This window comes from Paenibacillus sp. TCA20 (assembly GCF_000732325.1).
Lineage (GTDB): Bacteria > Bacillota > Bacilli > Paenibacillales > Paenibacillaceae > Paenibacillus > Paenibacillus urinalis.
Map to the genome: position 1 here is coordinate 577,979 of NZ_BBIW01000001.1, position 13,874 is coordinate 591,852.

Genomic DNA, 13,874 nt, shown 5'->3' on the forward strand with positions numbered 1-13,874 from the left:
CCATTCAATGAATGGTTCTCTTTCTCTTTCTTCCTTATATTGTATCAGGCATCGCGTTTGCTTTCTATCTCATACGAAGAAGGCAAAAAAAAGCGAAAGGGCGTCTCCCCCTTCGCTTTCAGCTTATCAGATATTCATTCTGATACGTTACACTTACGGCGCAATGCTTTGTGAATTTTGAGTTTCCGTCGTGTCAAAGTCATTCCGATCGCCGATCTTTACTTTGACATCCATCGTGTTCCCATCTCTGTTTACATTCAATGTAATTTCATCACCGACTTTATGCGTTTGAATCTGTTCAATGAGATCGGTGGTTGTTGCATAGTTCTCGCCGTTAATTCCTGTAATAATATCATACGGACGAAGGTCTGCAGTATAAGCCGGAGATTGATAAACCAGGTTCATGACAACAGAGCCTTCTGTAAGATCAGTTCCCATCTGTTTCGCCACTTCCGGAGTCAAATCCATCAGAGACGCGCCAATGAATGGCTCTGGTTCTTTTGGGATTTCTTCATTATTTTTAAGCTTATCAACTACATTCAGAATAACACTGGAAGGAATCGCGAATCCAATACCCTGTGCATCTGCACTTACAGCCACGTTCATACCGATCACTTCACCCTGCAGATTGAGAAGCGGGCCACCCGAGTTCCCTGGGTTAATCGAAGCATCGGTTTGAAGCAGGTTGTTGTACTCATTCGCTTCACCTGTTGTTTCATCATTAATTGTAATCGTACGATCCTTCGCGGACAGCACTCCTGCTGTTACCGTATGCTCGAATCCGCCTGGGTTACCAATTGCGACGAGCCATTCACCTACCTGTACATCATCGGAGTTGCCCATAGCCGCGACTGGAAAATCATCGCCTTCAATTTTGAGCACGGCCAGATCCAGATCTGGACTGCTTCCGAGCAGCTTCGCTTCGTACGGTTTATTGTTGTCCTCCAGTGTGACCTGGATAACATCAGCACCCGAAACCACATGCTCATTAGTCAGAATATAACCGTCTTTCTCAAAGATAAATCCAGATCCTACACCCAGAGGAGTCAGTTGGCTGGAGGATTGTCCGTTGCTTCCATTTCCATTTCCATTTCCGTTTCCGTTTCCGTTGTTCGAGCTGCTTCCTCCGCCATTACCGCCGAAGAAGTATTGATATAGTGGATCATTATAATATGGACTTTGTCTTGAATTGCTTGATGCTGAATTTGAGAAGGTCTCAATTTCTACAACCGCGGGACTTACTTTGCTAACGACACCCGATATATCCTGTGAACCCACAGGCAATGAGGTCGTTACACCCGAGCCGCTTGATGTAACTGGCTCGCTGCTGGCTGTCTCGCCTGCTGAAGTTGTATTGTTCGATAATGCGGCTTCCGGGGTAAATAAATTCATACGATCGGATGTAAACATTAGGACCGCAATAACGAGCATACCTGCAATAAAGGAAAACACACCTGTTTTGAAATTCGATCTCGTTTTGGGCTTGCGATTATAATTCCAGTTCCGCTGATCTCCACCGCCTCCGCCGGAACCTTGAGCTTCACTATCGGAACGGTTGTAGGAGCCTCCGGAACGAGTGAAATGGCTTGAGCTTCTCTCAACCATGGTAGGTATAGGTTTAACGGGTTCAGGGGGTGTAACCTCTACATCGTTTGCCTCAGGCGTATGATTCTCCTTATCGGTATTCATGGATTGAAAGGGTCCATAGGAATAATAGTAAGAGCTGCTGTTTTCGGATTTGCGGGATTCATTAAATGATTGTTCACGCTCATCATCTTCACGACCGAATCTGTTATTGTTGTTATTGTCGCTCATGTCGTTTGACCTCCTAATCTCATATTACAGAAGATGTTCTATTAACTGTCTTTATTTTGTACTTTAAACCTTAAGTACACATTAAAAACAATTAAAAAGGAGATAAAACCGCATAATTTTCATGAAAGAACATATCGGATTGATCTGTTACAGGTAGTGAAGCGATTATGTATTTACCCAGCCTTTGCGATGAGCGTAGATGGCCAGTTGTGTCCGGTCCTCCATTTCACATTTCATCAGCAGATTGCTGACATGCGTCTTTACTGTCTTGATACTGATATGAAGCTCCTCAGAAATATCCTTATTACTCTTACCTTCGGCAATAAGCAGCAGCACTTCCTTCTCCCGCTCTGTCATTCCCGAATCATCTTCCTTGACGGTTTTTTGCCGCAGTCCTCTTGTCAGCGCTCTCGATATATCATTGGTCATGACAGGCATGCCTCTCTTTGCTCCTTGCAAAGCATAGATCAGCTCTTCTGCGGACACGGTTTTTAATACATAGCTCACCGCCCCGGACTCAATAGCCTCAAGTACAAGATGATCCTCCAGAAAACTGGTCAAAATAATGATTTTTACATTCGGGAATTCAGGCAGAATGGCTCTGGTTGCTTCTGCTCCGTTCAGCCGCGGCATCATCAAATCCATCAGAATCAGTTCTGGTAAGTCGTCTGCAGCACAGTTTCGAAGAAGCTCAATGGCATGCTGTCCATCCGTTCCCTCGAGAACGACTTCAAATGAAGGATCCAAACTCAGATACGTTTTTAAGCCCATTCTTACCATATCATGATCATCTACGATCATAATCTTTGTCTTCTGCACGCTCATTCATTCCTTCTCCTTTTATAATAGAAGATACTCAGGTCAGGCTTCATCTGGGAATTTGGGTATAAGCACCCTAATTGTTGTCCCCGCACCTGGCAATGTAATGATATCGACATGACCTCCGAGCTTCTCCGCTCTCTCTCTCATGGTCATTAAACCGTATGATCCCTGTCTTCCAGACGCATCTGCCTTAAATCCCTTGCCGTTGTCACTTACACTAAACGCAATTTGTCTGGGCTCCTCTCTTAGTGACAGGCTTACGAAGCTGGCTCCCGAGTGCTTTACAATGTTCGCCATCGCTTCTTGTATAATCAGAAACATTTGATGCTCGATCGCCTCAGAAATATCACCAATAATTTCCAGCTCTTTAACACCTTTCAGCCCATTCTGCCGACAATAATCCGGAAACCAGATTTCAAGCGCCTCAGCAAGACTTCGATTCTCGAGCTCAACCGGCCGCAGCTGGGCAATGAGTGCCCGCATCTGCTTCTGTGCAGTCTGAGACATCGTGATCAGCTGATCCAGCACCATCTTACCTTGCTCTTCATTCCGATTCTGAAGCAAAGTGGGCAAGGCAGAAGCGGACATATGAATGGCAAATAACTGCTGACTGACCGTATCATGCAGATCTCTGGCCATTCGCCGCCTTTCCTCAAGCACTGCGGTTTCAGCAGCCTTTTCCTTCTCCACAACCTCCTGCTCTCCCCACTTTTGCACCCATTTCACCTTGTGCTCCACGGCATCCATCATCGTATTAAACTGGCGGTACACACTGGAAAAAGAGGAATCCTCCGTTTCACTCATTCGAGTGGAAAGATTCCCTTTAGTCACCTGCAGCATGCTTAAGTCCAGCATATCAATTTTGCGCTGAATGCGCAGCCCCGCAATATATCCGATCACAATGGTTGAGATCACAATCGTAATTACGGAGTAGATCCAGGCTGGAGACTGCGTAAAATCACCAAGCCCCCTCCTGAGTGTCGTATAAATAATTCCGATGGTAATCAGACTGTTTGTGACAAAGAACAACAAGAGCTCCCATTTGGCTGTACGAAATATCATCTTCATCATTTTAACCTACCGAATTTACTTTAACGTCACCGATAAACACACTGACGATAATCCGTACTTTCTTCTCTGCTTCTTTGTAATTCGGTGTCTGGGCGCTGACATTCCCCATAAATCCACTCTTGGTTTCACTCAGTACGGTCATATCACCAATAAACGAATTGGAGTTAACGGTAATGCCAAGATCCATGTCCCTGGGTGTGTATACTTTGATGTCGCCAATAAACGCCGAAATATTAATTCTGGTTTCTCCATAAGGAATTTGGGCTTTGGTCAAATCAATAACGGTGTCTCCGATAAACTGCGATATGTTCGTAGGCTTGAGTTCATAATATTCTTCACCCAGCTTAATTTCACCTATAAATGTAGATTTGTTTATCTTTGAGTCATCATTATACGCGTAGCCCGTGTTCTTCTCGCTGTTGTCCCATTCATAGCTGTGGCTATACTCATGCTTATTCTTATGATGCTTGTTTTTATGGTTGTGATGTTTATGTTTGTGCTTTAGGTTGTCTTCGAAATGGAATTCTTCTTCTATTGAAGACTTCTTACTTTTGCTGCTCTCGTCCTGATCGTAAGTCTTTCCAAACTTCTGCTCGAACTGCTGATCCAGATCACTGTACATTGGAGGCTGAGGCTCAGCTGGAATATGATTCGGAAAAGGGCTTGAATGATGAGACTCCGAATCCTCTGTATGCTTGCGATCTCTTCTTCGCGGGCTAAGGAGGACATACAAACCGCCTCCCACAAGGGCAATTGGTATTGCATACCGGAACAAGTCACCGAATGAGAGCGACACGAATCCTAGATTTTTGCCCATAAAATAAATACCGAGCGCAAGCAGCACCAGACCGCCCACATTATTTTTTTCCTTTAAATTGATAAAACCGAGATACAGCAAGATAACCGGCCAGAACGTCGAAATGATATATCCCAAACTGATATCTCCGGTATACCTGAGCTGAAGAAACACCATAATCCCAACGCCAATAAGAAGGGCTGCACCTACAATTCTGTTAAACATAAGCTCTGATCTCCTCAACTGATTATTGACTTGCTTTAGCGAAAAACTGAATGGTACTGCTTGTATGTATTCATTATATGTCAATAACTTGGAATGAAGGAGCGGCGCTGGAATGAAATTCATCTCAGTCTCTAGACGGAGACACTTCCTTTTTATGTAAAAAACAGACCCCGAAGGGCCTGTCCTCTATACATTATTGTTTTTTGTTCATTTTAGACTGTTGAACTTTTTGTGCAGCAGCGTTTGGCTCTGTGCCAAATTCTGCATCATACTTCTCATCTGGTGTTTGGAAGTTATCTTGCACTTTGTTCGTTTTAGCTTGTTGAACTTTTTGTGCAGCAGAATTTTGTTCTGCTCCAAATTCTGCATCATACTTCTCATTTGGCGTTTGGTAACCTTGAGCGTTTTGAGAATTTGCTTTTTTCACTTGGTTCACCTCCCTTTTCACGCAAGTGAATGATCTGCATGCTGTTGTCTGGGCGGGGTGTCTTTCGATCCCCGAAAAGTATTATGTGACGATCAATGTGTTCTTATTCAGCTCCTTCAAAATTACAAATATATAAAAAGAGCCCAAAGAAATGAACAGAATATGCTGTCAATTTCTTCGGACTCGCCTGATCGTGCAGATATTAAATTTCCTTGTCAAGCAGTGCATCTGGGATAAATTTATTCACCGTTAATGCCTCTCCTAGCTGCTTGATCATTTGCTCTGTACATTTCCCATTCCCTTGCTTCACAACTTGCACCTGCACATCCCGCTTTCCCCATTCACTATATACTGCCTTGGTCGTGGGAAAATAAAGATCGATCTTGGAGCCTTTAATAGCGGAGCCTGTATCAGCTACAATTCCATATCCGTATCCAGGAATATACAGGACGGTACCAAGCGGAAACACCTTGGGATCAGCAGCAATGGTTGAAACCCCTTCTTTATTGCGGTGTACTTTGACGCCGGAATAGGTTATTCCATACTCAGGATGATTCGATCGTTTTCCTGTGGATTCATATCCTGCCGTATAACCCGTAGCTGTCACATTTATCGTGTGGAGCACCTGCTCGCTTTTGGGCGCAAGAACAGCCTCTGATTTCTCGGAGTCCCTCGCCACAGCCTGCGAATTACAGCACAGCAAGAAGTAACAGATCAGCAGGAATTGAAGTAACATCATACATCGCCGAATCATGCGATATTCCATAAGATGAACCTCCCTTTCATAAGCAGAGGTTCTCCATATCGAATCCATATTATGCAAAAGGATCAATTTCATCATGTGTAATGAAATTGATCCTCGCTGTTTTTTTTAAACTGTACGTGAATTAATTTCCTCTTTCAGCATCGCCACAACCTCTTGAAGCGGCTTCGCCCCAAGATCCCCCTCACCGCGTTTGCGGACAGACACACTGCCTTCATTCATTTCATTTTCGCCGACAATGAACATATAAGGAGTCTTCTCGAGCTGAGCTTCACGAATCTTATAGCCCAATTTCTCATTCCGCAGATCGGCATTTACTGAAATACCGGCACGCTTCAGCTGATCTTCAACCTGACGCGCATACTCTTCGAAGTGAATGGATACCGGAATAACTTTGGCCTGAACCGGAGACAGCCAGAGCGGGAAGTTTCCAGCAAAGTTTTCGAGCAAGAACGCAGTGAAACGCTCCATAGTTCCCAAAATGCCGCGATGGATCACGACTGGACGATGCTTCTGACCATCTTCCCCTACATATTCGAGTTCGAAACGCTCAGGCAGCAGGAAGTCCAGCTGTACAGTGGAGAGTGTCTCTTCCTTGCCAAGAGCTGTTTTAACTTGAACATCAAGTTTCGGACCATAGAATGCCGCTTCCCCTTCTGCCTCATAGAACGGCATATCAAGACCTTCTACAACCTCTCTAAGCATACGCTGCGACATTTCCCACATCTCATCGTTTTGGAAATATTTCTCTGTATCCTGAGGATCACGGTAAGACAGTCGGAATCTGTAATCATGAATTCCAAAATCTTTGTATGCAATCATGATCAGTTCAATAACGCGTGCGAATTCTTCCTTGATCTGATCCGGGCGACAGAAAATATGGGAATCGTTCAGTGTCATTGCACGAACACGGTGCAAACCAGTCAGCGCTCCTGACATTTCATAACGATGCTGCATTCCAAGCTCTGCAATACGGACAGGCAGATCCCGATAGCTGTGCATTTCATTTTTATATACCATCATATGGTGCGGACAGTTCATCGGACGAAGTACAAGCGCCTCGTTATCCAGCTCCATAGTAGGGAACATATCCTCCTGATAGTGCTCCCAGTGACCCGAAGTTTTGTATAGCTCGACATTACCCAGTACCGGAGTATATACGTGCTGATAGCCAAGACTTTCTTCCAGATCCACAATGTAACGCTCCAGTGTACGGCGCAGCTTGGCACCATTCGGCAGCCAGATCGGCAGGCCTTGACCTACCAGCTGAGAGAATGTGAACATGCCGAGCTCTTTACCGAGCTTACGATGGTCACGCTTCTTCGCTTCTTCCAAATAATGCAAATGCTCATCTAGCTGAGCTTTCTTGGCAAATGCAGTACCGTATACACGCTGCAGCATTTTGTTCTTGCTGTCACCGCGCCAGTATGCTCCGGCCACGTTCATCAGCTTGAACACCTTGATCTTGCCAGTGGAAGGGACGTGTGGTCCGCGGCACAGATCAAAGAATTCACCTTGCTCGTAAATGGAAATGATGCTGTCCTCCGGAAGATCACGGATCAGCTCCAGCTTGTAAGGATCACCAAGCTCACCAAAGATACGAAGTGCTTCCTCTCTGCTCACTTCCTTGCGGACGATCGGAAGATTCTCATTCACGATTCGCTCCATTTCCTTCTCAATTTTGAGAAGATCTTCGGGGTTAAGCCCATGCTCAAGATCCATGTCATAATAGAAGCCATCTTCAATGACAGGTCCTACACCGAGATGCACCTCTTTGTTCCCGAATAAACGCTTAACCGCTTGGGCCAGCAAATGAGCAGAACTGTGACGAAGCACTTCAAGCCCATCTGATGAATCTCCGGTTACGATCTCAACGACGGCACCTTCCCGAAGTGGAGTGGATAGATCCACCACAATTCCGTCCAGCTTACCCGCTAGTGCATTCTTTTTGAGACCACTGCTAATGGAAGCAGCAACATCTAGAATACTGGCTCCATTGTCGTACTCTCTGACTGATCCATCTGGCAATTTGATACTAACTGACATGTTTACTTCCTCCTCATCGCTTGTATAAGCCGGTGACGAAAGAGTGTATTCTATGCGAACGCAAAAAACACCCGTCCCGGCAAAGGGACGAGTGTGTATACTCGTGGTTCCACCCTAATTCAGCTGCTTCAGTTAAACTACACTGTACAGCCCTCATTTAAGCATGTATGATAACGGACATGATTCCGGCGGTTCTTACTAGCCTCCCCGTGAGGATAAACGTTCTGAACTGCAGCTACAAAGGGGTAAGTCTGTAGCAGGTAACCGGAGGAAATTGCAGCCTGATGTTCCCTCTCTCTGTACTGTCCTTCTCTAAGACCCTTGTCTTTGTCATCGCTTTTAATAAGCAGTATTATAATTCCAAAGTTTCCTCTTCGTCAAGTGACAATGAACCAGCTTCCGTTAAATTCCGGCAATGAACACAGCTCCGGCAGATCTCCACCTTATCTTCAAAGATTTGAGAGATCGTATGGATCAGCGGAAATTCCGGAGTTTTCGTATGCAGCTTCATTTTTTTAGGGGAAATCGAAATTAAGCGGCTAATAATCATATCTTCGACTTCCATCTCAAGCTCCATACCCGGCATTTCCATAATTACACTTTCTTCTTGCGGCATTGGCATCGGCTTATAGGCTTCATCCAGCAAAATAAAATCATGCTTGCCCTTATGAACCACATGAATTAAAGGAACCTTAGGATCCTGAAAATAAACAAAGTATTTCAATAAGCCCATGAATTCTTCATATTGTCGATCCATATAGAACTCGTCTAAAGCATATTCCACAATCTCATGCAGTTCATTCTTGTATTCCTGAAGGCGAAATTGAATGGCTCCCTCTAAGTGAACAACCGGTATGTCCTGAAGCGTATCTAGAATACCTCTTGTAAGCTTGCCATGTCTTAGCTCGCGAGTCCCCTGCTCTGTCTCCATTCTCGATTTCAACAGAGGTGCACATATGCGCTTCACCCGTTCCAGCTCGTCGGGCTCCATGTTGACGCATTCCCTTTCAATCAATCGCCTCAGCTGCTGCTCCTCTTTGCATTCAATGACATAATCCGCAAGACCGGATGCCATAATTTCATACATGCGCGGCAATCCATCTTGGAATCCGGGATGGTTCTCATATCCTTTGCAGATCCAGGCTGCCTTGCCCTCATGCTGACGATAAGAGAATCGGAACCCTTGTTTACTTATATGTAACCCCTTCGTCTTATCTTTGATGAAACGGTAAAAGTGTTCCGCTGTATCTTGGTCCTGGGCTTCCGTCCATACCACGAACAATTCCACAAGGCTCACTCCCTTCTCTTTCTTAGAATTATTATATGGTCAGCAAGAGGGGGATATACGAAGCGGCTTTTTGGAAAGGTTGTCATGTTTTCTCAATATAAAAGAAAATAAATACCTATTTGGAGTCGACACAAATTTGTGTTATTATTTTTATAACAGTATCATGCGAGGAGGGATAAGAGATGAAATACGACAGAACAGTATATAAATTCATATTTGTTGTATTTATTTGTATTATCCCGATCATCTCATTCCAGTATCCGGTGATTGAAGGAGACGTTGACAAGACCCATCTTCTCAAGGTGAAAGGCCATAGCGAGCCGATCTATGAAGAACCGATGGACAATACCATGAGCAATCATCCTAAGTCGATGATCAAGTCACCGGGGTTCCAGCCTAAAGCACTGAATGAGACGAATTTCCTGTTCGTGATGCTGGCGGTATTTATGCTGTTCGAATACCTCATTATTAATCCGCCCTTCAAGGCGTATTACGGCCTTATAAAGCGAAAGCTTTATTTGAAGCCTATAAAATTCACTTCTATGTTTGTTAGTGCTTAACTAGGACGTGTCTAGAGTTTTATGACACGCCCTTGCCTATACTATCTCTATACTATTATAACTAAAACATGATTTATAGGAGGCATTAACACAACCATGGAAATTCGTGAAACTGATCTGCCGGGTATCGGCCGAAAATTTCAGGCTACAACCAGCAGTGGAGATAAAATTGTTGTCGTTATTCATGACGACGGACGTCGTGAATTATATCACTTCGAATATGAAGACCCCGATCAAAGCATCTCCATGATCTCTCTTGAAGATTATGAGGCCCGTCAGCTGGCAGCGATTGTTGGCGGAATGACATACAAGCCTAAGCAGCTCGAGCGTGTCGAGATGACGCTGGACGATTTAATTATAGAATGGTACAAGATTGATGGAAATTACAATTGTGTCGGCAAGACCATTGGAGAGCTGGATATTCGTCAAAATTCCGGTGCGACCATTATTGCCGTTATGGAGAAGAATAACAAAAAGCATATCAGTCCTGGTCCGGATCTGCAGATTGCGGCCGATTCTACATTGATTGCAGTTGGTGAAAGACAGCAACAACAAAAACTAAAACAAATTTTAAAGGATGGAAGATGGTGAGAACGTGGATCATTTGGTACTAGAAGTCGGTCTGGCGATCGCTCTCATCGCGGCTGCCGGACTGATCTCGTCTAAACTCCGGTTCTCCGTTATTCCATTCTACATTTTGATTGGTATGGCGGTAGGACCTCATGCAGCTAAAATATGGCATCTCGACTTTCGTTTTATCGAGAGCGCCGGTCTTATAGATTTCCTTGGCCGTATCGGCGTATTGTTCCTGCTCTTCTATCTGGGACTTGAATTCTCAGTCGGCAGATTGCTGAAGTCAGGCAAGTCCATCGTCGTTGGCGGCAGTATTTATATAGGCATTAACTTTACACTGGGACTCGTTCTCGGCTTTGCCGGCGGCTTCCCGGTTGCAGAAGCACTCATCATTGCAGGTATTACAACCATATCTTCAAGTGCCATCGTAGCCAAAGTGCTTGTCGATCTGAAACGTACAGCCAATCCGGAAACGGAAATGATTCTGGGTATTATCATGTTTGAGGACGTCTTTCTCGCCGTTTATATTTCGATTCTGTCGGGTCTGGTGCTCAGTGACTCGTCATCCATCGGCGGCGTCATTATGTCAGCACTCATTGCACTCGGCTACATGCTGATCGTTATCATCCTGGGACGCAAGCTGGTACCTGTCTTGAATAAACTGCTTAATATCCGAAACAACGAGCTATTCTCACTCGTCATCTTCGGATCCTTATTCCTGGTAGCCGGCTTCTCTGAAACTATTCATGTTGCTGAAGCCATCGGGGCTCTGCTTGTCGGACTTGTTCTAGCAGAAACCACGCATGCGAAGCGGATTGAGCATCTAATTATGCCATTCAAGGATTTCTTCGGTGCGATCTTCTTCTTTAGCTTTGGACTATCTATCGATCCATTGTCTCTTGGAGGAGAAGCCGTATGGCTGGCCATTATTGCCGTAATTATTACCTTAATAGGTAACTTTACAGCGGGTATGCTTGCCGGAAAGAGTGCGGGGTTGTCTCCAAAGGCTTCCTCCAATATTGGTCTAACCATCGTCTCCCGTGGAGAATTCTCTATCCTGCTGGCAAACATGGCCGCAACGGGCGGACTTATGGCGATCATCCAGCCTTTTGCTGCGATCTATGTGCTTATTCTAGCGATACTTGGGCCTCTTCTAACTAAAGAGTCCAAACACATTTACCGTATGCTGGATAAAATCTTCAAGTTCAAGAACACGAAGAAGCAGCAAAAGTCTGAGATGCTGCAAGAAAAGACGATCGACTAATTTGAAAAAGCAAGGATGATGAATAAAGGAGGAATCGGATGAACCAGCCTCCACATTCTCCTCGTCCCATCGATGCGGGATCCAAGGTATCCAGGCAGCCTCATCGTGTCTGGTTGAAGAAGCTGTTGCTCGTAACCTTGGGCGGCATATTGGCTTCGATTGGGCTGGAGCTTTTCCTGCATCCGAATCAGCTCATTGTCGGCGGTGTCACCGGTATATCCGCCATGTTCGCCTATCAAATGGAGATGCGGCTTGGACTATTTTTATTCTTGTTTAACCTGCCATTCATTCTATTCTCTTATGGGAGAGTTCATAAACAATTTGCCATCGTCACTGTACTTGGCTTAACGGTATTCTCTCTAAGTGCATTAATGCTGCATTCTTTGCCTGCAGTCCTGACTCATCCGCTGGCAGCTGCCATATTAGGCGGATTGTTTCTTGGACTTGGCATTGGGCTCGTGCTGAATAATGGGGGAACCCTGGATACACTGGCTGTAAACCATATCAACTCTAACCTTTCTGGAGGAAAGAGATCCAAGAATAAGCTTGAACGTATTATCATGGTCATGAATCTTCTTGTTCTTACCGGAGCAGGCATTAAGTTTGGAGCTCAGCAGGCCATGTACTCGATACTTGCTTACTTGATTGCTGTTGAAGCCGTCCACTTTGCAATGAGGGGCTTCACCTTTAATCGTCAAGTTTGTATTGCCAGTATGCAAACCGATAAGCTGGAGCAGGCAATAAAAGTTAGGATTAACAGAGTACCCAAACCTTCGGCTGCAGCCAATCGAGCGCATGATCCAGACTGGAATCAAATACCGGTTCTCTATTATTCCATACATGTGTTTGAAACGAGACAGTTGAAATCCATCGTTCGTTCTGTTGATCCCCATGCTACTGTAATATTCGATATGGATGAAACAAAATCATAAGAATTAAAATAGCGCAGCAGGTATTGTACCTGCTGCGCTTTCGTTTGATCTAATTCTGCATTACAAAATCATTCTCAATTTTGCTGTTTGGACCGTCGAATACTCTCAGAATCTCGTATTTCGTATTCCGCTGTGCCGGTGTATTCCCTGTCTCACGAATCAGTTCAAGAATGGAATTAATATTCACTTTATGTGTAGCACCTGCGGCAGAAACGACATTCTCTTCAATCATCGTGCTTCCAAAGTCGTTACAGCCGTAACGAAGGGAGAGCTTACCGACCTCCGGTCCCATCGTTACCCAAGAAGACTGAATATTCTTGATGTTATCGAGGAACAAGCGGCTGATCGCTACTGTCTTCAGATACGCTTCCGGAGTTTGGCGCTCTTTTTTCAAGTTGGTGTTATCCGGCTGGAAGGTCCAAGGAATGAACGCCAGGAACCCCTCCGAATCGTATCCATTCTGGATGCATTCGTCCTGGGCGTCACGAACACGCTGCAGATGAAGCGCCCGCTCCTCCATCGTTTCACCAAATCCAATCACCATTGTTGCTGTCGTATTCATGCCGATTCTATGTGCGGTCTGCATGACATCCATCCAGTCACGCCATGAACCCTTAAGCCGGCTGATTTTGCGGCGTGTGCGGTCATCAAGAATTTCAGCGCCTCCGCCTGGGAGGGAATCAAGTCCCGCTTCATGAATCTGCCTAACGACTTCTTCAAGGGTCAAACCATCGGACACTTCTCGCATTTTCATAATTTCAGCTGGAGAGAAAGAGTGCATCGTAATATCTGGGAAACGTTCTTTAATTCCACGCAGCAGATCCGTATAATAGCTGAATGGCAGGTTCGGGTTCGTTCCTCCCTGCATCAGTATTTCTGTTCCGCCCACATCCTGGGTTTCTTTAATTTTTTGGAAAATCACTTCATCCGGCAGTACATAGCCTTCATCTGAACCCGGTCTGCGATAGAACGCACAAAAACGGCAGTACACGTCACATACATTCGTATAGTTGACGTTCCGGCCGATAACAAAGGTTGTGATGGGTTCGGGATGCATTCGCTTCATGATGACATGCGCAGCCTCACCTATTTTTTCGACTTCATCCGATTCAAACAAAAGAGTCGCGTCCTCCACAGTCAGACGCTCACCATTCAAAGCTTTATCTAAGATATGGTTTACTCCGCTCATACGGCAGCCTCCCTTATCGTTAATATGTAACAATAATAGAAATATTGTCTTGTCTATCGTAACATAGGTTAAATGTGAAAAGAAGCACCTATTATAAGCATGC

At 44.9% G+C, this 13,874-nt stretch carries 13 protein-coding genes; 4 read left to right on the forward strand and 9 right to left on the reverse strand.

The window, feature by feature from the left end:
* Positions 1–153 precede the first annotated feature (153 nt).
* From TCA2_RS02700 to TCA2_RS02735, 8 genes are all read right to left on the reverse strand, one after another.
* Positions 154–1,815 carry a S1C family serine protease gene (locus TCA2_RS02700; RefSeq protein ID WP_047909986.1) on the reverse strand — a complete coding sequence of 554 codons (1,662 nt, stop codon included), beginning with the start codon at positions 1,813–1,815 and terminating at the stop codon, positions 154–156.
* Between the two features lie 165 nt (positions 1,816–1,980).
* The gene (locus TCA2_RS02705) at positions 1,981–2,640 is read right to left on the reverse strand and encodes a response regulator transcription factor (protein WP_047909987.1); all 660 of its coding nucleotides are present in this window, start codon (positions 2,638–2,640) and stop codon (positions 1,981–1,983) included.
* 36 nt (positions 2,641–2,676) lie between these two features.
* On the reverse strand, positions 2,677–3,705 hold the full coding sequence (locus TCA2_RS02710) for a sensor histidine kinase (RefSeq protein ID WP_047910236.1): 1,029 nt from the start codon (positions 3,703–3,705) through the stop codon (positions 2,677–2,679).
* Positions 3,706–3,709: 4 nt separating this feature from the next.
* Positions 3,710–4,729 (reverse strand): cell wall-active antibiotics response protein LiaF, encoded by a 1,020-nt coding sequence (gene liaF / locus TCA2_RS02715; RefSeq protein ID WP_047909988.1) that lies wholly within the window; start codon positions 4,727–4,729, stop codon positions 3,710–3,712.
* A 193-nt stretch (positions 4,730–4,922) separates the two neighbouring features.
* A complete protein-coding gene (locus TCA2_RS02720) occupies positions 4,923–5,156 on the reverse strand; it encodes a hypothetical protein (protein ID WP_052511688.1) in 234 nt (77 codons plus the stop codon).
* 202 nt (positions 5,157–5,358) lie between these two features.
* Entirely contained in the window at positions 5,359–5,922 is a 564-nt protein-coding gene (locus tag TCA2_RS27420; RefSeq protein WP_152557595.1) for a 3D domain-containing protein, read from the reverse strand.
* Positions 5,923–6,027: 105 nt separating this feature from the next.
* The gene (gene thrS / locus TCA2_RS02730; RefSeq protein WP_047909990.1) at positions 6,028–7,965 is read right to left on the reverse strand and encodes a threonine--tRNA ligase; all 1,938 of its coding nucleotides are present in this window, start codon (positions 7,963–7,965) and stop codon (positions 6,028–6,030) included.
* Between the two features lie 352 nt (positions 7,966–8,317).
* Positions 8,318–9,253, reverse strand: a complete 936-nt coding sequence (locus TCA2_RS02735) for a putative sporulation protein YtxC (RefSeq protein WP_047909991.1) — start codon at positions 9,251–9,253, stop codon at positions 8,318–8,320.
* Positions 9,254–9,435: 182 nt separating this feature from the next.
* Between TCA2_RS02735 and TCA2_RS02740 the strand changes: the two genes are divergently transcribed.
* The 4 genes from TCA2_RS02740 to TCA2_RS02755 all read left to right on the forward strand — a co-directional run bounded on the left by TCA2_RS02740 (position 9,436) and on the right by TCA2_RS02755 (position 12,582).
* Entirely contained in the window at positions 9,436–9,813 is a 378-nt protein-coding gene (locus tag TCA2_RS02740; protein WP_047909992.1) for a hypothetical protein, read from the forward strand.
* A gap of 96 nt (positions 9,814–9,909) precedes the next feature.
* Positions 9,910–10,404 carry a cation:proton antiporter regulatory subunit gene (locus tag TCA2_RS02745; protein ID WP_047909993.1) on the forward strand — a complete coding sequence of 165 codons (495 nt, stop codon included), beginning with the start codon at positions 9,910–9,912 and terminating at the stop codon, positions 10,402–10,404.
* Between the two features lie 4 nt (positions 10,405–10,408).
* Positions 10,409–11,650 carry a cation:proton antiporter gene (locus TCA2_RS02750; protein ID WP_047910238.1) on the forward strand — a complete coding sequence of 414 codons (1,242 nt, stop codon included), beginning with the start codon at positions 10,409–10,411 and terminating at the stop codon, positions 11,648–11,650.
* A 38-nt stretch (positions 11,651–11,688) separates the two neighbouring features.
* A complete protein-coding gene (locus TCA2_RS02755) occupies positions 11,689–12,582 on the forward strand; it encodes a YitT family protein (RefSeq protein WP_052511690.1) in 894 nt (297 codons plus the stop codon).
* Between the two features lie 49 nt (positions 12,583–12,631).
* Here the strand turns inward: TCA2_RS02755 and mqnC are convergent, their stop codons facing one another.
* The gene (gene mqnC, locus TCA2_RS02760) at positions 12,632–13,771 is read right to left on the reverse strand and encodes a cyclic dehypoxanthinyl futalosine synthase (protein ID WP_047909994.1); all 1,140 of its coding nucleotides are present in this window, start codon (positions 13,769–13,771) and stop codon (positions 12,632–12,634) included.
* Positions 13,772–13,874 lie beyond the last annotated feature (103 nt).

Bases quoted from the DNA above. Each gene is read 5' to 3' on its own strand.
- TCA2_RS02745 (WP_047909993.1), top strand. From the start codon at position 9,910: ATGGAAATTCGTGAAACTGATCTGCCGGGTATCGGCCGAAAATTTCAG.
- TCA2_RS02700 (WP_047909986.1), bottom strand. From the start codon at position 1,815: ATGAGCGACAATAACAACAATAACAGATTCGGTCGTGAAGATGATGAG.
- TCA2_RS27420 (WP_152557595.1), bottom strand. From the start codon at position 5,922: ATGGAATATCGCATGATTCGGCGATGTATGATGTTACTTCAATTCCTG.
- TCA2_RS02740 (WP_047909992.1), top strand. From the start codon at position 9,436: ATGAAATACGACAGAACAGTATATAAATTCATATTTGTTGTATTTATT.
- mqnC (WP_047909994.1), bottom strand. From the start codon at position 13,771: ATGAGCGGAGTAAACCATATCTTAGATAAAGCTTTGAATGGTGAGCGT.
- TCA2_RS02710 (WP_047910236.1), bottom strand. From the start codon at position 3,705: ATGAAGATGATATTTCGTACAGCCAAATGGGAGCTCTTGTTGTTCTTT.
- TCA2_RS02755 (WP_052511690.1), top strand. From the start codon at position 11,689: ATGAACCAGCCTCCACATTCTCCTCGTCCCATCGATGCGGGATCCAAG.
- thrS (WP_047909990.1), bottom strand. From the start codon at position 7,965: ATGTCAGTTAGTATCAAATTGCCAGATGGATCAGTCAGAGAGTACGAC.
- liaF (WP_047909988.1), bottom strand. From the start codon at position 4,729: ATGTTTAACAGAATTGTAGGTGCAGCCCTTCTTATTGGCGTTGGGATT.
- TCA2_RS02705 (WP_047909987.1), bottom strand. From the start codon at position 2,640: ATGAGCGTGCAGAAGACAAAGATTATGATCGTAGATGATCATGATATG.